The organism is Baaleninema simplex PCC 7105 (assembly GCF_000332355.1).
Taxonomy (GTDB): domain Bacteria; phylum Cyanobacteriota; class Cyanobacteriia; order Cyanobacteriales; family Geitlerinemataceae; genus Baaleninema; species Baaleninema simplex.
The window spans coordinates 580,027-600,056 of the sequence record NZ_KB235962.1 but is presented as its reverse complement, the minus strand read 5'-3'; the positions used below and the strand labels follow the sequence as shown (position 1 = coordinate 600,056).

Here is a 20,030-nt window from a genome sequence, read left to right as displayed (position 1 = left end):
AGCCATGTCTTTTCGTTTTGTGGCATGGCTGAACGAGAATCGAGACCTGTTTGCCGCTCACAAAGCGCGTTTTGGCTTGGTTTGGGCTTGAAATTTGTTTAAGTACCGCTAAAAGGCTCTTCCGACCCTGGTATGTAGGGTAAATGCCTGTAGTCGACCTCTGGAAAGGGATTTCGCAATTTCAGCTCTCTTTTTATAAGTTTAAGCGAAAAGCTAGACTCTGTAAGGGGTTCAGCGATTTCTTGCATAGTAAGTTCGGAAGAGCCGGCTAAAATTGCAGAACCGGCGAGTTGAAGTTCTTCATCGAGTCTTTAAAAAACTCGAGATTGCTGTAGTTTTCTTTACAGAAATTCGCGCGATCTTGCGGTTGACAACTTGACGGTTTTATTGTGGATTTACGAGTTCGATAAACGGCTGTGAAACCAGTATCGCGAGTGCGGTGCAGGTACGGAGGCTCGGCAACTCCATTTGCTAAAATTTCCGAGAATACACTCATTGCATCGCTCGATCGAGCGAGTAACCTAGAAATAGGAGGGACTTATTCTAAAGTCTAGGTACGCCAACTCAGCACGCAAGGAAGCATCGACTATGCAGTCGTCTATTAACGAGCAGCAATTTGGCAGTCTTACTGCTACCGCCCTCGATGTCGGGGATGCAGCTACAGTTTCACTCGAGAGCGATCGCCTGTTCTGGTTCCGCAGCCAGTTTACTGGGGTCATGGAAATGTACGCCGACGCCGACACCGTCGCCAATTATTTAGACGCTCACCAGGGTTGGTTTCGTCGCTGTGCTGCACCGATGCAAGTCAACGCGCTCGGACGCAACGGTTACGCGCTCACCATCGGACGCTTTGGTGCATTAGGCTATCACGTCGAACCGAAGATCGGCTTGGAACTCGTTCCCCAACACGATCGCATTTACGACATCGAAACCATCCCCATTCCCGATTACACGGCGCCCGGTTACGAAGTCGAATTTAAAGCTCGTCAAATTCTCTCGAGCGTTCCCCGCGATCCCCAAAACCCCCACGATCGCGAGATTACCCGTGTTGAGTGGCAACTCGACCTCGCTGTAGGGGTTGGCTTTCCGAAATTTATCTTGGCGTTGTCTCCAGCTTTAATCCAAAAAACCGGCGATCGCTTAATCGCTGAAATCGTCAAACAAGTATCCCGTCGTCTGACCCATAAAGTTCAAGAGGACTTTCACGCTACACTCGGTCAAGACGCCCTCAAAACCTATCGAAAACTCCGCAAAGTTCGCACGAGCTTTTACTGTACGCCTGTTGTAGAAGCCGCCGCCAGTTAGCTCGATCGGAATTGAGTTTGATTTGGGTTGACCGTAAAAAGCCCGACTTTTCTAACAAAGTCGGGCTTTCTTGTTTCGTTCCAAATTGCGATCGTAACGGTTCGATCTGACGACTTACAATCGTTCTCAACTTATCCCAATTGTCAGTTCTAATCCTAATTTACAGTAAAGTATCGCTGGGGCTGTTTCGTCCCGATCGATCTCTTTACCCTTATTAGATGTTGCGTTCGACTTCGTGCGCTAAAAGTTGTCGAGAATACGTTTGACAATGTCCATTCCCGTTAAAGCTTGCCATGCAAACAAGCCAACCAGGAGAGTATTCGCGGCAATGTGCGTATATCGCGCCCAGTCTTTGCCTTTTTGCATGACGGGTGCGAGAGAAGCAGAAACAGCAATTAATCCAGTCATTCCTAACCCGACGATCAGGTGAGGGCCGACGAACAATTTGCCGTTGTTAATGTATGTCACTGACATACCACCGATGGTTCCGAGTACCATCCCAGCTAACAGAAACGAGCCGATTTGAAAGTGTTTGGTGCGAAATTGCCCTTGTACCAATTCTTTCTTTTCTTCACCCGTTGCCGACCGGGTTTTACGAACTTTCATCCCCGTGTAGCCCGCATAAAGTGCTAGACCGAGCAGTACCCACATCAATAGCGGATGCCCGAAATTTAACCAGGGCTTAATCGACTCGGGAATTAGCGAATCCATAGACGTTCTCCTCTGTGCGGTTCGTCATAAAACTTAGCACAGTTACAAGTTGTAACGGAACGTCTCACGTTGACAAACCTGACAAGGAAACGTTTTTTCCGAGATGGGTTCGGTTCTGGGAGAGAGAGAGGGAGAGAAGAGCGGAGGCTGAAACCCAGACTCGCTTAATGCTGACAGGATTCGTCGCCGTCGAGGGGGGGGACGGGATCGTAGCCGCCGGGGTGGAAGGGATGACAGCGTAACACGCGACGCACTGCCAGCCAACCACCACGCCACGCCCCAAACCGTTCGATCGCCTCGATCGCGTATTGAGAACAGGTGGGGCGAAACCGACACGACGGCATCGTCCACGGGGAGATTAACAGGCGATAGGCTCGAATTAGAGCCAGAAACAACGCTTTGAAGACTTGATTAATCATTGAGATCGAGTTGGGGGGCGACTCGCGATCGTCTACATTAACAATATTGACACGGCGCGATCGCAAAATTGATAGCAGTAATGGCAGCAGATATCGGCTTTTCCGAACTCAGCATTCCCCTTTGGCTCTCAGGAGGACTCGTTTTAGGCTGGTTGGGGCTAGTTCTCACCGTCGCCGAAAGCCTCTACCAGTTCAAACACACCACCTCGGAAGTCACCCGAAAAATCGTTCATATCGGGACGGGAAACGTGATTTTACTGGCCTGGATTTTCGGAATTCCCGCGTGGGTGGGGGTTGGAGCTGCCATCGTTGCCGGAGCGATCGCCCTACTCTCTTACTGGCTGCCGATTTTTCCGGGGATTAACAGCGTCGGACGCCACAGCTTGGGTACCTTTTTCTACGCCGTCAGTATCGGCGTTCTCATCGGCTGGTTTTGGGAAATCCAACAACCCTATTACGCGGCGTTGGGCATTCTCGTCATGGCGTGGGGAGACGGACTCGCTGCCCTCGTCGGTCAAAATTTCGGCAAGCATCCCTATCGCATCTTCGGGATGAAGAAAAGCATCGAAGGAACGCTAACGATGTTCGGCGTAAGCTATCTCGTCAGTACGCTCGTGTTGTCCGCCTCCGATGGTGCGATCGGACATATTTTATGGATATCGGTGATTGTGGCTGCGATCGCCACAGGATTAGAATCCTTCTCAAACTGGGGTTTCGATAACTTCAGTGTCCCCGTCGGCACCGCCGCCGCCGCATTTTTTCTACTGCAAGCCGTCTGATACTTCATCCTTTTCCGATAAGCTGGGTTTTAAAAAGTCTTCACCACATCCCCCCTTAGCCCCCTATCCCCCCTTCTCCCCCTCTCCCCCTCTCCCCCTCTCCCCTGCTCTTTCTCGCCAAAACATCAATGAAACGAGTGGTTTTAGTTCACGGTATTTTTAGACAGTCGCGGGTTTTCCGCAAACTGGCGTCTCGGTTGAAAAACCTGGGATATCACGTTACAGCTCCCGATTTGTACCATCAGTTTGGGGCGTTGAGTTTAACGGAAGTCGCCGAACAACTTCAAACCCACATCGAAACCCACTTTGACGACGGCGAACCCTTCGATTTGGTGGGGTTGAGTATGGGAGGGATCGTCAGTCGGTACTACTTGCAACGATTGGGAGGACTCGATCGCCTGCGGCGGTTCGTCACGATCGCCTCGCCTCATTTCGGCACTTGGACGGCTTACGGCTTTCCGAGAACCACAGCCTTAGATATGCGTCCGGGGAGTCCGTTGTTAGAAGATTTGAATCGAGATGTGGAATTGCTCGATCGCGCCACAACCGTCTCGATATGGACGCCTTGGGATTTCATCATCGTTCCGGCGAGAAGTTGCTGTTTGCCGGTGGGGAAAACGGTACGCGTCAACGTCTTCCCTCATGGGATGATGGCGTGGCACGATCGCAGTGTAGAGGCGATCGTCGGGGTGCTGTCAGAAGGCGAAGTCGAACCGGCAAAATTCACCGAATCCTAACATTTTTGCAGCCTCGATCGCGGAAGTAAATTGAAAAATCGGTGAAAATACTAAGGATCGACGATCGTTTTGCCAGTGGTGCGAACGTTGGCTATGGATTATGATTTTGCCTTCACCTCCTTCGATACTTGGTTGCCTCAGCAGACCACCAACTCCAGCGACGAACTGTTGGCGGCGTTACATCAGCTCGATCGCCTGCCGCCATCGTCCTTGTTAGTACGGCGTTTGCGCGTCGATACCCAAATTGCCTCGGCGATCGTCCTCGATCGCTTGCATCGGTTTCGCCCTCGTTGGATAGTCTGTTGTGGCATGGCGGAATCGCGATCGACCCTGACGGTAGAAGTGCAAGCCAAACAGGAGTCGTCGATTTGTCAAACTGCGGTAGACGTACCGTCGTTGGTGTCGGGACTCTCGATAACGGAAGTGAGTTACGATGCCGGAGATTTCGTCTGTAACGACCTCTACTATCGCCTTTTATCGGAAATTCGATCGCACCACCTCCCGACGGTGGGACTGTTCGTCCACGTTCCCCCCTTAACTGCGGAAAATCACCATCTCATCGAAACGGAGTTTCTCGAAATTTGCCACCGACTCAAACAACTCAAACCCAGTTTCGCTAAGATTGCGAACCCCGACACCGCTCGACTAACGGTTTTGTCGAAGCTTGGGGTTGACGAATTCGTTGAGACCTTCCCCCAACATCGATAAACCCACCACCATCAGCGTCATCGTCATACCGGGGAAAAACGCCGTCCACCAAATCCCCGTCGGTAAAGCTTCGAGAGCTTGTCGCAAATCGTTTCCCCATTCAGGCGTAGTTTCGGGAAGTCCCAACCCCAAAAATCCCAAACTTCCCAAAATTAAAATAGCGTCGGCGGCGTTGAGGGTAAACAACACGGGAACGCTTTGGATGGCGTTGGCGAAGAGATAGCGAGATAAAACGTGCCAAGTCGAGGCTCCCATCGCTTGAGCGGCTTCAACGTAGAGTTCGGTTTTGATGCTGACGGTGTGGTTGCGGACGATGCGGTAATACTGGGGAATGTAGGCGATACTGAGAGCGATCGCCGCGTTGACGAGACCGCGTCCGACGACAAACGCCAGGGTAATCGACAGCAGCAGCCCCGGAAGCGTATAAATGGCGTCCATTAAAAATAACAGCAGGCGATCGAGGGTTCCGCCTAAATAGCCGCTTGCTAACCCCAGGGGAACGCCGATGAGGAGACTCATCAACGTGGCGAGAACCACCACTTTCAACGCCGCCTGACTGCCGAACAGGGTACGGGAAAAGACATCGTAGCCTTGTCGCGTCGTTCCGAACCAATGTTCGGCGGAAGGGGGATGATGGATGGGATTGCTTAACAGTTCAGTCGGACTTTGAATCCATCCCCACGCCTGAAACAGTGGAGCCAAACCAGCGATGAGGATAAAAACGGCGGTAATGCCGACCCCCACCCACATCAGACGGATCGAGAGATTGGCAGGGGAGTGGTTGAGCAATTTCGGCGATCGCAGTTTGTTTGAAGCCATGGCGAAGGAATTGATAATTGATAATGGTAGGGTGCTGTGACGCGGGCAGAAAATGGTGTCGAAGTCAGGTCAATGGGATGTTACCGCGTCACGCACCGCCCCCAACCGGGATAGGGGTAGCAAGGGAGTGGGGGAGAAGGTAAGAAATTATCAATTATCAATTCTTCTATTGCGTCACGCACCGCCCACACACATCCACCTACAAAAATTCCCGGTTTTGGGGAAAACCGGGGTGTATTTTATCCGAATTTTGTGGGAAATTGACGTTTGCCTTAAGACGCGATCGCCTCTTCGGATAAGTCTTCAGAGAGAGAAACGCGATCGCTCTGGCTGCGATCGGATGTCGTTTCAGGTTGAGTTTCGGTTTTCTCGGTTTCCGATACCCGATCCTGAGATTTATATCCGTAAAAATCGATACGGTAGTCGGTAATTTGGATTCCCGTTTCCGATTCGATTTTGGCAAGCAATTCTGGCGGAAGTTCGACGAATACGTCCACAATTTGTTGCGTATCGAGACAGTTGACGTGGCTGTGAGAGTCGCTGATATTGCCGTACAAGCGACCGTCAGACCGTTCGATACATTCAATAATGCCTTGACTCGATAGCGCCTCTAAATTTTGGTAAACGGAGGTGTAACCGATTTCTTTCCCAGAGCGACTCAGTCGGTCGTAGATGTCCCGCGCGCAGAGGTGATCGGGAACCTCCCACAGTAGTTCTAAGATCGATCGACGCTGGCGGCTCAGTCTCATGCCTAATGCCTGGCATCGTTCGAGCGCGTCTTGTAAGGATCGAATGGGTTTCACAGCGACCGCCTCATGTTTCATCAGTCTGAATGGTTGGCTCTCAACAGTAAAGTTCGTGTGCTTTTATCGTAAGCTGTCAGTCTTCCTTTTCGGTTCGACTTAATTTTAAAGAAGTTTTGACCGAGTTGGAAAATTGTTTTATACAGGGAACGTTCGCATCGCTCTGTTTTCTTTTATTCTATCGTAGAGGTTTGGCAGGCGTCTGCGATCGCGCTGACTGGGTAGCGAAACAGAACTGCGATCGAGTAGGGTATTTAAAAACCCTATCAAAGACCGTTTTCGGAAATTTTCGACCTTCGTGCTGCTATGACCACTGAAATTCACCTCGACGCGACGGCGATCGCAAAATTGGACTTATCTGCGGCGATCGCCGCCATCGAACCGATTGCCAACCGAGAGGCGATCGAACAAGCCGAGCAGTCGTTACGCTTTGCGATCGACTTTCCTCGCGATCCCAGCGATCCCCGCGAACTGTCAGAAATTCCTGAAATTCGCCTGTGGTTCGTACGGCTCGACGCTCGCTATCCCTGGTTGCCAATTTTCCTCGACTGGAAACACGGCGAACTGGCTCGCTACGCCGCGATGCTCGTCCCTCACGAGTTCCACCGCACGGAGGGCATTCAGTATAACCCGGAAGCTCTAGAAATCTTTTTAATGAACAAAATCTTTACGATCGCCAATTGGCTCTCGCAGCAAGGTCTTCCCAATCGCGCTCGGGTGCAGTCGATGGCGCAAATGCTCGGTTACGAACTCGACGATGGCTTGTTCGATTTGTTGTTGGGATCTTGAGGGGAAGACGAGGAGGCTTCAGCAAGACACGGGGGAAACAGTTGAGGGTTCCTCCTGTCCGTCTCACTCTCGGGCAGTTTCACGTTTTCCTCTTGCTCGGAGAACAGAAAGCATGGTATCATAAATCTGGATTGTGTGAATTTTTAACCCCATTTGGTTGGGTGCGTAACTCAGGTGGATAGAGTAGCTGCCTTCTAAGCAGCGAGTCGTAGGTTCGAGTCCTACCGCACCCGTTGTTTCTCGACCGTCGGTCTTCCGACAGCCCCAACGGAAGCGGTCAACCCTTCAGCTTACTTACCAATACAGAAACGGCTGAAAATGCGATCGAGAACCGATTCAGTAATTTCTTCTCCGGTAATTTCTCCCAACGCTCGAATCGCCCCTCGTAAGTCGATCGTCCAGAAGTCTAGCGGCAGTGACTCGTCGATGGTTTGTCGCACTTGCTGCAACGCCACTTTCGCTCGCGTTAGCGCCGCCGCCTGACGTTGGTTAATACTGAAATCGAGATTCGCCGCCTGTAAGCGGTTCGCGTTGACTCGCTCTAAAATGGCGGCTTCTAGAGCTTCGATCCCCTGGTTTTGCGACGCTGCTGTTGCGATCGCCGGTTCGGAAATCGGCAGTTGGGGCAGAGTTTCGACCAAATCCATTTTGTTGGCGATCGCCACCACCGGACGGTGACAGACTTGTTGGTAAATGCGATCGTCGTCTGGAGTCCACCCCGTTGTCGCATCGACGACGAACAACACCAAATCCGCCTGTTGCGCCGCCGTCCGAGATCGCTCGACTCCAATCCGTTCGACGCGATCGACCGTCTCGCGAATTCCCGCCGTATCCAACACCTGTACGGGAATTCCGCCGACTACCAGTTGCGATTCCACCACGTCTCGCGTCGTCCCCGGTAAATCCGTTACGATGGCGCGATCGCTGCGACTCCAAGCATTGAGCAAACTCGATTTTCCCACGTTGGGACGGCCGACGATCGCCACCTTCAACCCCGTTCTCAACAGTTCCCCCTGACTCGCCGTCGCCTCGATGCGATCGATCTCGACCAAAACGCGATCGATCTCTGTCGCGATCGCCCCTTCATCCAACGGCGGTAAATCCTCCTCGAAATCCACCCTCGCTTCAATTTCCGCCAAACTATCCAAACACCGATCTCGCAACTGGCGAATCGGCGCCGCCAACCGTCCTTGCAACCCCGCCAACGCCGACTGCGCCGCCGCCTCAGACTTCGCCCCCACCAAATCCGCCACGCTTTCAGCTTGCGTCAGATCGATACGTCCGTTGAGAAACGCTCGCAACGTAAACTCTCCCGGTTGCGCCAATCTCGCCCCGTTTTCCAAACACAACTGCAACACCCGTTGCACCGCCATAATCCCACCGTGACAGTGAAATTCCACCACGTCCTCGCGCGTAAACGACCGAGGCGCTAACATAAGGAGCAACAGGGCCTCATCTACCAGCGTCTGAGTCTGGGGATGGCGTACCGTTCCGTACAAAATGCGGTGACTTTCCCAAACTTGTCGCCCCGGAGCGCGAAACAGTTGCTTGGCTAACGATAGCGCCTCCGTCCCAGACACGCGCACGATGCCGACGCTCCCCTGTTGGGGAACCACAGCCGTCGCGATGGCGGCGATCGTGTCGCCTCGTGCAAATAGTTCGGACATCAACGTCGATAATTAAAAATTGATAACACCAACCTTTTACAGTGAGCAGTGAACAGTGAACAGTGAACAGTGTTTCAGTCACCAGTCACCAGTCACCAGTCACCAGTGAAGATAGGGAACAGGCAACAGGGAACAGGCAACAGGGAATAGGCAACAGGGAATAGGCAACAGGCAACAGTTAATCGTTTCTCCCCCTCTCCCCTTCTCCCCTTCTCCCCTTCTCCCCCTCTCCCCTTCTCCCCCTCTCCCCCTCTCCCCGGCTCCCTTGCCCTGATAACGAACCTTTAACTTCGCCCAATGATACGACCGAACGCACTCCTATCTCAACTCTTCAAGTGGTTCGCTCGCCTCGGACAGCGCAGTTGGCGAATGCTGCGTTATTATTACTGGCGCTTAGTTCGCTTGCAAGATCCGCCGGAATATCTCGCTCGCGGTGTGGCAGCGGGGGTCTTCGCCGGATGTTTTCCCCTGTTTGGCGTACAAACCCTCGTTGGCGTTCTGTTGGCGGTGTTGGTTCGCGGACACAAACTCTGTGCGGCGGCCGGAACTTGGATTAGCAATCCCCTGACATACCTGCCGATTTATTGGATTAACTTTCAGATCGGACGGTTTCTGTTGGGATCGAGTCGTGACGCCACTCTGACACAGTGGGATTCGCTCGACGGACTGCTTTCAGAAACCGGAGAAGTCGTGGCAGATTTGTTTGTCGGCAGTATTGTGGTGGGAGCGGTCGCCAGTGTCGCCAGTTATACCTTGACGCTGCGGGTGGTTCGCCTGTGGCGAAAGCGGCGACGAGAGCGACAATTGCGGAAAGCTGCTGCGTACGACCTATCTAACGGGTCGAAAATCGTGCAATATAATCGGGAAAGAAACGGGGGGTTGGAGTCGCGATCGACGAGTTGACGATCGCCGATCGCAGGCGAGTTCGCACAGTCGCTCGAGGGATCTCGAACGATTAGATCGATCGTCAGAAAAAGGTCGGACGCCACCAAAGTACTCCGAATTCAAAGGAGGTGCGATCGCGCTGCGTGTTGGCGTGCCGCACGCTCGCCACTTCAGGGATTGCATTTTGTGGTTATATCGTCCCAAGGGAAGTCATGCGCTCGATCGGTCAACTTCTAGACAGACGCTATCGCATTATTAAAGTTTTGGGGTCGGGAGCCTTCGGACAGACGTTTTTGTCCGCCGATATCCGCCGGCCGGGATTGCCGAAATGCGTGGTCAAACAACTGTCCCCTATTAAAGGTGGCGTCGAATCGGTACAAACGGCGAAGCGACTGTTCGAGCAGGAAGCCGAAACTCTCGAAAGTTTGGGCAGTCACGATCGCATCCCCCGACTCTTGGCCTATTTCGAGGAAGACGATCGCCTGTACTTGGTCAAAGAATACATCGACGGCCATCCGCTGACTGAAGAGATTTTACCGGGTCAGCCCGTCTCGGAAGAGGCCGTCGTGAAAATTCTGCGCGATGTGTTGTTAATTCTTCAGTTCGTTCACCAAAGCGAAGTCATTCACCGCGATATCAAACCCGACAATTTGATCCGTCGCAGCCGCGATAACGAGCTAATTTTAATCGATTTCGGTTCGGTGAAAGCTCTCAGCCAACAACTGGCTCAAGACGATAACCTCCGAACGATCGCGGCGGGAACTCCGGTGTATATGCCAATCGAGCAGTTTCAGGGCAACCCGCAGTACAACAGCGACATTTATGCTTTGGGAACGATCGCCATTCAAGCGTTGACGGGAATTTCGGCGAACAACTTGCCCAAGTTACAAGACGATTCGGGACAGATGAACTGGCGCAAGCGAACTCAGGTATCGGAGGATCTGGCCGCCGTCATCGACAAAATGGTGGAGTATTCCTCAGCCAAACGCTATCAGTCCGTCGATGAAGTGTTAGAAGACTTAGAGCCGATCGTAGACCGTTTCGAGCGCGAAGAGGGGGAAACGGAGAAAGCCGACGCGTCCGACGAACGCGACTCGAAAAGCAGTCAGAGAACCCAAGGTGAGGGGGGTGCGATCGCTTGGTTGAGGCGACCCTGGGGATGGCGAGGTAAGCTGGTAGCTCTCTATTTGGTGGTGATGGCGATCGCGGGGGGAGCCATGTGGCTGTGGCTGCGGCCGAGTCAGAGTCTCTCTCGGGAGTTTTACCGTCGCGGCCTCGCCAAAATTGAAAGCGGCGATCGCGTGGGAGCGTTAGCCGAATTCGATCGCGCGATTGCTAAAAATCCTGCCAATGCCGATGCGTACTACAAGCGGGGCAACCTCCGTTACGATCTCGGCGAGTACGATGCCGCGATCGCCGACTACACACAAGCGATCCAGCACGATGCCGACAACGTAGACGCGTACTACAATCGCGGTTTGGCATATATGGACTCGGGACAGCTCGACGCCGCGATCGAAGACTTTTCGAGCGTGTTACAACAGTCGCCCAACGATGCCGATGCGTACTACAATCGCGGTTTGGTTTCCTACAAATTGGGGGATTATCAATCGGCAATTCAGGACTACACTCAGGCAATTTTAAACAATCCTAACTCCCCTTATCCCTATCTCAATCGAGGCTTAGCCTATTCTGCGGCGGGGAACAAACAGGCAGCTATGGCAGACTTTACCCAAGCGATTCGCGTCGATCCCGAAAACGCCGAGGCGTACTACAGCCGAGGACGGGCGCGATTTGCCTTGGGGGATTACGAAGGGGCGATGCAAGATTACAATCAGGTTCTCGCCCTCGAACCCGATAACGTTGAAGCTTTAATCAATCGCTGTAGCGTTCAGTTGAATTTATTTCAGTACGAAGCGGCGGTGGCTGACTGTACCCGAGCGATCGAGTTCGATCCCGACGATTGGGCGGCGTACAACAACCGCTGCGTGGCGAATTTCAACCTGAAACAGTATCAAAACGCCATCGATGACTGTACGCGCACCCTCGAACTCAATGCCAACAACGCCAAAGCCTACAGTAATCGGGGGTTATCGAAAGCCGCGATCGGCGATCGCGCGGGGGCGGTCGAAGATTACACGCAGGCGATCGCCCTGAGTCCCGACAACCCAGTCGCCTACAGCAATCGCGGTTCGGTGTACGCGCAAATGGAAGAATACGGCAAGGCGATCGAAGACCACACCCAAGCCATTCGCCTCAATGCCAATTTTGCCAGCGCCTACTTCAACCGCGCCAGCGTTCGCGAGCAACTCAACGACGTAAAAGGAGCAGTAGCCGACTATCAACGGGCAGCACAATCCTGCCTCGATCGCGGCTTAGTCGATTGCTATAATGCCGCCCAGAACGAAATTCAGCGTTTGTCGGGAGAATAGAGCAGGGGAGAAACGGTCGACTATCAACTGTCGATCGTTCGTTCTCTACCTGATAAAGTCCCATCTCCACATCAATTCTCTCGAAAGACTGTTCGCCACGAACAGTTTGCAGGCGATCGAGAGATCGAAACTAAACTATATTATTCACGTATAGCTTCCGTCGGCTCCGGCTAGATTCTCTGGTTATCCCTATGAAGATCCTGAAAATCCTCACCTTACGCGGCCCGAATTACTGGAGTATTCGCCGTAATAAGTTAATTGTCGTGCGACTCGACCTCGAGGATTTGGCAGAGCGAACGACCGATACGATTTCTGGATTTTACGAGGCGCTCGTCGAAACGCTACCGAGCATCGAAGAACATTTCTGTTCTCCCGGCCATCACGGAGGCTTTCTCAAACGAGTCAAAGACGGAACGCTCCTCAGCCACGTAGTCGAACACGTCGCCTTAGAACTGCAAACTTTAGCCGGAATGGAAGTCGGCTTCGGTCGGGCGCGATCGACGGCGACGCCAGGAGTGTACAACGTGGTGTTCGCCTACAAAGACGAACGGGCCGGACGCTACGCAGCTCGGGCAGCCGTGCGCCTCTGTAGCAGTATCGCCGATACAGGACGCTATCCTCAAGCGGAACTGGAGCAAGATTTAAGCGATTTACGAGAAATTTGCGAAGATGCCGCCCTCGGTCCGAGTACGGAAGCCCTCGTCAAAGAAGCCGAAACTCGCCGCATTCCTTGGACGCAGTTGAGCGCCCGCGCAATGATTCGCTTTGGAACGGGCATCCATCAACAACGGGTTCAAGCGACGCTCACCGATGGAAGCGGCATTTTGGGGGTAGAACTGGCCTGCGATAAGGAGGGGACGAAAACCATTCTCGCCGATGCGGGCATTCCCGTCCCCCGAGGAACGGTGATTCACTATCTCGACGAACTTGGGGACGCCATCGAAGATGTCGGCGGCTATCCGGTGGTCATCAAACCGCTCGACGGCAACCACGGCCGGGGAATTACGATTAACGTGCGATCGTGGACTGAAGCCGAAGACGCCTACGACGCCGCCAGTGCCGAATCGAAAACGCGATCGGTCATCGTCGAACGGTATTACGAAGGACGCGACCATCGAGTGTTAGTCGTCGACGGAAAAGTCGTCGCCGTAGCCGAACGAGTTCCAGCCCACGTCGTCGGCGACGGAAAATCCACCATCGCCGAGTTAGTGGAGGAAACCAACCGCGACCCGAGACGGGGAGACGGTCACGATAACGTGTTGACCCGGTTGAAGCTCGATCGCATTAGCTTGCAGTGGTTGGACAAACAAGGATACGACGCCGATAGCATTCCCGAGAAAGGAGAAACCTGCTATTTGCGGGCGACGGCGAACTTGAGTACGGGAGGAATCGCCATCGATCGCACCGACGAAATTCACCCAGAAAACCGCTGGTTAGCCCAGCGCGTCTCTAAAATCGTCGGCTTGGACATCATCGGCTTGGATATCGTCACCCGCGATATCTCGAAACCCTTACGAGACACAGACGGCGTCATCGTAGAAGTCAATGCCGCACCGGGATTCCGAATGCACGTCAGTCCCAGTGAAGGGAAGCCCCGCAACGTGGCCGCCCCCGTGTTGGAAATGTTATTTCCCCCCGGAACGCCCCACAGCGTCCCCATTATTGCGGTGACGGGAACCAACGGGAAAACCACCACGACGCGCCTCATCGCCCATATTTGCAAGCAAACTGGAAAAAACATCGGGTATACCACCACCGACGGCACTTATATCGGCAACTATTTAGCTGAAGCTGGGGACAACACGGGGCCGCAAAGTGCCAATTTGATTCTCGGCGACCCGACGGTAGAAATGGCGGTGCTGGAAACAGCCCGAGGTGGGATTCTACGAGCGGGTTTGGCGTTTGAAGAGTCCGACGTGGGGGTGGTGTTGAACGTGGCCGCCGACCACTTGGGAATTGGCGATATCGACACCATCGAACAGATGGCCAGTTTGAAAGCGGTAGTGGCCGAGGCGGTAAAACCCGACGGTTACGCAGTTCTCAACGCCGACGATTTCCGGGTGGCGGAGATGGCGAAAAACATCAAATCCAACATCATGTATTTTTCGATGAACCCGGACAGCGAAATCGTCGCCGAACACACGCAAAAGGGCGGAAAAGCGGCAGTCTATCAAGACGGGTTTTTGACGGTGTGGGACGGAAGCGAAAAAATTCGCGTGGCCAAAGCCGAAGAGGTTCCGCTGACGCTGAAGGGAATGGCACCGTTTGCGATCGCCAACGCCTTGGCGGCCTGTGCGGCGACTTACGCCCAAGGAGTGGAGTTAGAGGCGATTCGCGCCGGACTGGCCACGTTTAAGCCTTCGGTGGGTCAAACGCCGGGACGGATGAATTTGTTCGACATGGGCGACTATCACGCCTTAGTCGATTACGCCCACAACGCGGCGAGTTACGAAGCCTTGGGCGGTTTCGTCCGCAACTGGCCGGGGAAACGCATCGGCGTCGTCGGCGGACCGGGAGACCGTCGGGACGAGGATTTTCGAGAGTTGGGTCGGCTGTCGGCGAAAATTTTCGATTCGATTATCGTCAAGGAAGACGACGATACGCGGGGACGGCCTCGAGGGGAAGCGGCGGATTTAATTTGTCGCGGAATCGAGGAAATCGACCCGGATTGTCGGTACGAGTCGATTCTCAGCGAGGAGAAAGCGATTAACGTGGCGTTGGACGAAGCCCCCCGAGACAGTTTGGTGGTGATTTTACCCGAAAGCGTGAAACGGGCGATTCGGGCGATCGAAGCGCGAAATCCCGTCAAAGACAGTTAGGTGAAGGAATGAGGCTCAGTGGTGCAGAAAACTTTTCGAGATCGGGAATTGACAAAAAACATAAAACCGGCAGCCATTTACCGATCTGGGATTTTGCGGCCAACCCTTTAATACGGCGATATCTTTTCTAACAAGGGTTTCAGGACTTTTCTGCACCATTAGGGGGATGAGGAAAAACTGTGACTGGTTCTCACTCTTCTCTCTTCACGGCCAAAGCTCCCCTGCTTCTCTCGCGAGAGCATATAGCAGTCCCAAATGAGTCGTCAAAAATTAAAACACCCGAAAAAATCCGATTCCCAGATCCGCTGTTCCCGATTCCTTTTTTGTCCCGATTGTGTTACACAACCGATTTAGGGTTTCTATACATACTTCAACACTCGTACAGAAAAATGTCCAAATGTTTGGAGCATAAGAGTTATGAGCAAGAATTCTTGGCAGTCATCTCTTAAAGATTACGAAAAATTTGTTGTCGATCGAAAGTACGACTCTGAATATTTAAGAAGAGTTGGATTACACAGTAATTTATTAGATATTATCAACCGATATCCAAAAGGTCGTCTTCTAGATGTTGGGTGCGGTGATGGATGGATGTTTAGGCATATTAAAGGTTTTGAATATCACTCGTGCGATGTAACAGAACCCGCCGATCGCAAATTTATAGAAGAAGGAAGATTCAGCCTTCAAGATATCAGAAAATTAAGTTATGAATCCGACAGTTTTGATATTGTCGTTGCTAGTTTAGTTCTGATATGGTTTTCTGAAATCGAACTTGCAGTTGAAGAGTTATGTAGAGTGACCGATCGCTCGAACGGTTCGATAATTGTGGCTTTAGTAAATCCATACTTTTACAGAACTGGTGATGTAGATACAGACGGTAATTTCAAGATTACGGCAGACTTATCAAAGGACTTCATCATTAAAGACCATAAAATTTCCGGTCTTGTAGGGCCGTTTAGCTACTATTACAGACCTCCATACAAATACATAAATTTATTTCTGAAAAATGGCGTACATCTTAAAAATATCTTTGATTGGTTTATAGATATCGATGACTATAATTCAGAAGTGTCAAATCGAGAAAATTCAAAAATCCGAAGGACTGGCAAGGTTCCCTTATTCACATTTATGGAATTTAGTTATAGCGGGACTCAAACAAATTTTAAGCCCAAATAAAGCCCAAACGTGCTTTGTGAGCGGCAAAGAGGTCTCGATTAAAGCTCAGCCACTCCACAAAACGAAAAGACATCGCGGTACGAAAAGCCTCTAAGGCATCTGCAAAAGTCTCCAAAGGTCGGTTCGCCCACTTCAACCTTTGTGACTGGGGTGCATCTTACTTTTGTAAAAATATGAGTCTGGGGTAGGTTGGACTTCGGCAACGCTGCCGTCCAGGGGTGGAGCGATAGCGAAACCCAATAACAGCTCAATTCACCGCAGAGACTCCAATTTGATAAATTTACAGTTTTGAGATGCACCCCAACCTTTGTTGTTATCGAAAATTTTGGGTCTAAAACCCGCTGCCATGCCAGCGCTAACGCTAACTTCGTCATATCCGCATTCGTCCCCTGCACCGGACGATCGAGCGATTCGTTTAACCTCGGCTTCTGCTCCTTCCCCCACGATCGCCGCTTTCTTCCCAGAGTGCGACTGTCCCGCCTGCCCCCACACTCCACTCCCGACACACGCGCTCCTGATACGCCTTAATCCCCCCATAAGACTTGAAAAACCGCTTGCGAGATGATGTGAGGAGGGGATGAGGAGACAATTCATCGCTCCTCGAAAGCGCGATCGCCAATTCTCAATTAAAATGCAAGATCGGTGAGCTAATTTACTTCCGCCAACCATGACCCGCAGTAACGATAACTTCTGGGAAAACGTTTCCCGCTATCCCCGCTATCTGATTACCTTTATCCTGGGAACGTTTTACGCGATCTATACGTGGCTGAAACCCCTGGCGAAAAAACCCGTGATGCTCGTCGCGATCGCTGGGTTCCTCCTCTCGGGGCTGTTGTTTACCATTTTGACCCTCAGAGCCATGTTGGGATTGTCTGCGGTTTAGACTGGTAGTGGCGAGACAGCTCGCCCGTAGCATCTTTCATAGGGCGATTATCATGGCTACTAACCGTCGTGTGTCCCGCGTCGCTTCGCTAATCAAACGCGAAGTCAGTCAAATGCTAATGCACGGAATTAAAGACGATCGTGTTGGCGCGGGAATGGTCAGTATCACAGACGTAGATGTCTCTGGCGACCTGCAACACGCTAAAATTTTCGTCAGCATTTACGGTACGGAGGACGCCCGCGCCGAAACGATGGCTGGTTTGGAATCAGCTACGAATTACGTGCGCCGAGAATTGGGATCTCGCGTGCGTCTGCGTCGGACTCCCGAAGTTCAATTTCTCGAGGATCGCTCTCTCGAACGCGGCGATCGCACCATCGATCTCATTAACCGCTTGAGTCGCGAACGAGAAGATCCCGAGTTGGATTTCGATTCGACTTCCGAGGAAACCGTTTGATTCGCGGTTGATTGATTTTTGAGTTAAACCCTCTGAACCCCGCTATCTTCGAGATATCGGGGTTCTCGCGTTAAGGGAACTATCCACCGCAACCGCCGCCACAACCGCCGCCACAACCGCCGCCACAACCGCCACCACAACCGCCGCCACAGCCTCCACCGCCGCAACCGCCACCATCACTTCCCGAAGAATCCCCTCCTCCACTATTCCATCCACCACCGCAACCGCCACAACCGACTCCTCCGCCTCCATAACCCGGACCAAAACGGGGAGCGTTGGGATGTTGGAGATAGTCGATGAGTCCGATGATGACGCTGCTGATTCCCACTGAGGCTAAGACGAGAACCAGGGCGAGTGGAATTCCTTCGCTGAGAGTTAGATTTTCGATCGCACCCTGTCCGTAATACTTTCCGACAATGGTGAGACAAATAGCAAAAATTAGAAATATTGAGAGTTTAAAAATGAAAGCTTTGGACAAAATCCAGTTTTGTTGAAGGTTCACCCACTGACACTGAGTATCTCGTCCGAAGCGAATCTCGGCGGACGGCCAAATGTCTTTTGGAGGACTTTCTGCGAAAAACTGTTTGTAGCTGTCTAAGGTTTTTTGATACCCGTCGCCGAACTTCTCGCTTTCGGTTTTTCCGCCACGGGTAGGTTCGTGGTGTAGCGGCATTTCCAAGACGCGATCGCAGAAGTCTTCCCAATACGATCGCGTATACGTTAGATGCAAGTGCCAGGCGCGATCGACTTGTTCTGATGGCGTTACGGTATGACCGGCGACTACGGCTAAAAAGGCAAACTTTTTGTATTCTTCAATCACGCGCTGGGTGTATTTTGACGACCAACCGTTTTCTTTTGCCAATCGATGGCTAAATTGTAATGTGTCGTTAGGGTTGTCTAACGAAAATTCTCGCACGCGATCGTAAAGCTGACTTTGCCGAGCATCCATCGAGCGATCGCTTTGACTCGTTGCAAATTCAGAGTGTGTCACAGCTATGATTGAGTGATAGGAGGAATATTCTGAGTGTAGCTTGTATTTTATAAATTGACTGCAAAAAAAATTATCGGCTCTTCCGAACTTACTATGCAAGAAATCGCTGAAACCCTTACAGTATAAGAGTTTTTGCTAAACTGTATAAAAAGGCAGCTCAAATCGAGAAATCCCTTGCCAGATACAGGCTACAAGCATTTACCCTACACACCAAGGTCGGAAGAGCCAAATTATCTTGCTAAAAAACCATTTTTTTAAATAACAAAAAAATCAGTTTTTATAGATTCTATGTTATTGATTTAAAAGGTTTTTAAAAAGAATTTTTATTAATTCAAAAAACATAGCACTCCTAAATGATTCGCGGCACAATCCCATTTCAGTAAAGGGTGGCATAAGATCCCCGGCATTTGGAGATGCCGGGGATCTCGATAGATCGTCTAATACGGAATCCGAATCTCAACGCTGAGCGGAGTCGAAGCGTTGAGTCCGAGCGGAGTCGAGGACTCAAACACTGGTTTTACTCAGTCAGACAAGCCCCTCTATTCCCCCAACCATCCCCCCAACCCCCCTTTGAAGGGGGGGCGAAGGGGGGATAGAGGGCTAAGGGGGGATGTGGTGAAGACTTCTTGAAATCTAGCTTATCTGAAAAGGATGGAGTATAACCCATGAAACAGAGTTTCAATAAGTTATTTGTTATAAATTATTCAAGATTGCTTTTTTAAAAAAAGCAATAACAAAACATTTAAAAACATTCAATTAAATACGTATTTTTTGTTTCGATAATTTCAATAAAAAACCGATCTAGTTAAGCGATCGGATTTTATTATTGAAATTGTGAGATCGACACGTTATCTGCCACCTGCAATTACGCTCGCATATAAGATAGAGCGCTATTTTGCTCGAAAGACTCTGGTTTTTTGACAATCCAGTGTTTGTGTCCGTCGAGGACGACGATACCTTGACGTTTGAGTTCTCCTAACATTCGCGTGACCGTAACACGGTTAGTACCGATCGCGCTGGCAATTTCTTGATGGGTCAGTCGCGCTTCCAAACGTACCCCTTCAGCAGTCAATTGTCCCATTTCAAAGATTAACAAGCGAAACAGATTAGAAAGGCGATCGAGGGCGCGTCGCTGAGAGGCGATCGCGAGTAATTCTTCCAACTGACAGAGTCGTCGTGCCTTTTGTTGAAGTAGCTTCAAACCGAGTTCGGGAGTATGTTCGATTTCCGGTTGAGCGTACCAAACGACCATGACATCAGAGAGAGCGCGAGCTTGATGGTGAGCGCGAGTCGTCAAGCCAGAACCGAACCACATCGAAGGGCCGACCCAACCGAGAACCCGTTCTTCGCCCATGGCGACCCACGTACTCAGTTGTACCCAGCCTTGGCACACTTGCCACACCCCTGCTCCAGAGAGGGGAATTGCACCACCGCGTTCGACAAAACGACAGGGGCGGTGAAGGGCGATCGTAGATTGCATGGTTGTCGTTAGAGTGTGAGGTTCGCGAGTTCGAGCCGTTCCGCCATGCAAGACATATCATGACGGGACAGCTTGCACCTCAACCGTAACGACTCAACGTTAAGCCACGGTTAGGAGGTCAAGACAGTCACCAGTCACCAGTCACCAGTCACCAGTGAAAACAGTTAACAGTTAAC

Annotated in this window: 18 protein-coding genes, 1 tRNA gene and 1 pseudogene; 12 read left to right on the top strand and 8 right to left on the bottom strand. The window is 51.6% G+C overall.

All coding sequences use genetic code 11. From position 1 onward, the window contains the following. Positions 1-588: 588 nt before the first annotated feature. Entirely contained in the window at positions 589-1,305 is a 717-nt protein-coding gene (locus tag GEI7105_RS32930; protein WP_051044250.1) for a DUF1997 domain-containing protein, read from the top strand. 240 nt (positions 1,306-1,545) lie between these two features. Here GEI7105_RS32930 and GEI7105_RS0128120 read toward each other — a convergent pair whose 3' ends face one another. Continuing rightward, positions 1,546-2,016, bottom strand: coding sequence for a DUF4079 domain-containing protein (locus tag GEI7105_RS0128120; RefSeq protein WP_017663687.1), 471 nt, complete (start codon positions 2,014-2,016; stop codon positions 1,546-1,548). Positions 2,017-2,180: 164 nt separating this feature from the next. After that, positions 2,181-2,435 carry a membrane protein insertion efficiency factor YidD gene (gene yidD, locus GEI7105_RS0128115; protein ID WP_017663686.1) on the bottom strand — a complete coding sequence of 85 codons (255 nt, stop codon included), beginning with the start codon at positions 2,433-2,435 and terminating at the stop codon, positions 2,181-2,183. 80 nt (positions 2,436-2,515) lie between these two features. Here yidD and GEI7105_RS0128110 point away from each other — a divergent pair, with 80 nt between their 5' ends. From GEI7105_RS0128110 to GEI7105_RS32925, 3 genes are all read left to right on the top strand, one after another. Next, on the top strand, positions 2,516-3,214 hold the full coding sequence (locus GEI7105_RS0128110) for a diacylglycerol/polyprenol kinase family protein (protein WP_017663685.1): 699 nt from the start codon (positions 2,516-2,518) through the stop codon (positions 3,212-3,214). 128 nt (positions 3,215-3,342) lie between these two features. Then, positions 3,343-3,951 carry an esterase/lipase family protein gene (locus tag GEI7105_RS0128105; RefSeq protein ID WP_017663684.1) on the top strand — a complete coding sequence of 203 codons (609 nt, stop codon included), beginning with the start codon at positions 3,343-3,345 and terminating at the stop codon, positions 3,949-3,951. 93 nt (positions 3,952-4,044) lie between these two features. Next, a complete protein-coding gene (locus GEI7105_RS32925; RefSeq protein WP_017663683.1) occupies positions 4,045-4,659 on the top strand; it encodes a pyroglutamyl-peptidase I family protein in 615 nt (204 codons plus the stop codon). On the opposite strand, the gene GEI7105_RS0128095 is transcribed toward GEI7105_RS32925, so the two are convergent. Continuing rightward, positions 4,597-5,478, bottom strand: a complete 882-nt coding sequence (locus GEI7105_RS0128095) for an ABC transporter permease (protein WP_026098029.1) — start codon at positions 5,476-5,478, stop codon at positions 4,597-4,599. The genes GEI7105_RS32925 and GEI7105_RS0128095 overlap by 63 nt on opposite strands. 272 nt (positions 5,479-5,750) lie before the next feature. After that, on the bottom strand, positions 5,751-6,281 hold the full coding sequence (locus GEI7105_RS32920) for a Fur family transcriptional regulator (RefSeq protein ID WP_342662876.1): 531 nt from the start codon (positions 6,279-6,281) through the stop codon (positions 5,751-5,753). A 306-nt stretch (positions 6,282-6,587) separates the two neighbouring features. Between GEI7105_RS32920 and GEI7105_RS0128085 the strand changes: the two genes are divergently transcribed. Both GEI7105_RS0128085 and GEI7105_RS0128080 read left to right on the top strand, forming a co-directional pair. Next, positions 6,588-7,070, top strand: coding sequence for a CRR6 family NdhI maturation factor (locus GEI7105_RS0128085; RefSeq protein WP_017663680.1), 483 nt, complete (start codon positions 6,588-6,590; stop codon positions 7,068-7,070). Between the two features lie 159 nt (positions 7,071-7,229). Beyond that, positions 7,230-7,303 (top strand) — tRNA-Arg (locus tag GEI7105_RS0128080). Positions 7,304-7,360: 57 nt separating this feature from the next. Here the strand turns inward: GEI7105_RS0128080 and mnmE are convergent. Continuing rightward, on the bottom strand, positions 7,361-8,737 hold the full coding sequence (gene mnmE, locus GEI7105_RS0128075; protein ID WP_017663679.1) for a tRNA uridine-5-carboxymethylaminomethyl(34) synthesis GTPase MnmE: 1,377 nt from the start codon (positions 8,735-8,737) through the stop codon (positions 7,361-7,363). Positions 8,738-9,034: 297 nt separating this feature from the next. Between mnmE and GEI7105_RS0128070 the strand changes: the two genes are divergently transcribed. The 4 genes from GEI7105_RS0128070 (at position 9,035) to GEI7105_RS0128055 (ending at position 16,046) form a co-directional block, all read left to right on the top strand. Continuing rightward, positions 9,035-9,640 carry a DUF2062 domain-containing protein gene (locus GEI7105_RS0128070; RefSeq protein WP_017663678.1) on the top strand — a complete coding sequence of 202 codons (606 nt, stop codon included), beginning with the start codon at positions 9,035-9,037 and terminating at the stop codon, positions 9,638-9,640. A 194-nt stretch (positions 9,641-9,834) separates the two neighbouring features. Continuing rightward, positions 9,835-12,054: a serine/threonine-protein kinase gene (locus GEI7105_RS0128065; RefSeq protein WP_017663677.1), complete on the top strand. Its 2,220-nt coding sequence runs from the start codon at positions 9,835-9,837 to the stop codon at positions 12,052-12,054. A 191-nt stretch (positions 12,055-12,245) separates the two neighbouring features. Next, positions 12,246-14,873 carry a cyanophycin synthetase gene (cphA, locus tag GEI7105_RS0128060; RefSeq protein WP_017663676.1) on the top strand — a complete coding sequence of 876 codons (2,628 nt, stop codon included), beginning with the start codon at positions 12,246-12,248 and terminating at the stop codon, positions 14,871-14,873. A 417-nt stretch (positions 14,874-15,290) separates the two neighbouring features. Beyond that, on the top strand, positions 15,291-16,046 hold the full coding sequence (locus tag GEI7105_RS0128055; RefSeq protein WP_017663675.1) for a class I SAM-dependent methyltransferase: 756 nt from the start codon (positions 15,291-15,293) through the stop codon (positions 16,044-16,046). Here GEI7105_RS0128055 and GEI7105_RS38050 read toward each other — a convergent pair. Further along, positions 16,033-16,179 (bottom strand): annotated as a pseudogene (locus tag GEI7105_RS38050) (IS701 family transposase); the annotation flags it as partial. The gene GEI7105_RS0128055 and the pseudogene GEI7105_RS38050 sit on opposite strands and share 14 nt — an antisense overlap. 534 nt (positions 16,180-16,713) lie before the next feature. Here GEI7105_RS38050 and GEI7105_RS0128045 point away from each other — a divergent pair. After that, positions 16,714-16,929 (top strand): DUF751 family protein, encoded by a 216-nt coding sequence (locus GEI7105_RS0128045; RefSeq protein WP_017663673.1) that lies wholly within the window; start codon positions 16,714-16,716, stop codon positions 16,927-16,929. 52 nt (positions 16,930-16,981) lie between these two features. Then, positions 16,982-17,383, top strand: a complete 402-nt coding sequence (gene rbfA / locus GEI7105_RS0128040) for a 30S ribosome-binding factor RbfA (protein ID WP_026098028.1) — start codon at positions 16,982-16,984, stop codon at positions 17,381-17,383. A gap of 79 nt (positions 17,384-17,462) precedes the next feature. On the opposite strand, the gene GEI7105_RS0128035 is transcribed toward rbfA, so the two are convergent. Together GEI7105_RS0128035 and GEI7105_RS0128030 are read right to left on the bottom strand one after the other, a co-directional pair. Beyond that, positions 17,463-18,374, bottom strand: a complete 912-nt coding sequence (locus GEI7105_RS0128035; RefSeq protein ID WP_026098027.1) for a glycine-rich domain-containing protein — start codon at positions 18,372-18,374, stop codon at positions 17,463-17,465. Between the two features lie 865 nt (positions 18,375-19,239). Further along, on the bottom strand, positions 19,240-19,854 hold the full coding sequence (locus GEI7105_RS0128030; protein ID WP_017663671.1) for a Crp/Fnr family transcriptional regulator: 615 nt from the start codon (positions 19,852-19,854) through the stop codon (positions 19,240-19,242). Positions 19,855-20,030: the final 176 nt, after the last annotated feature.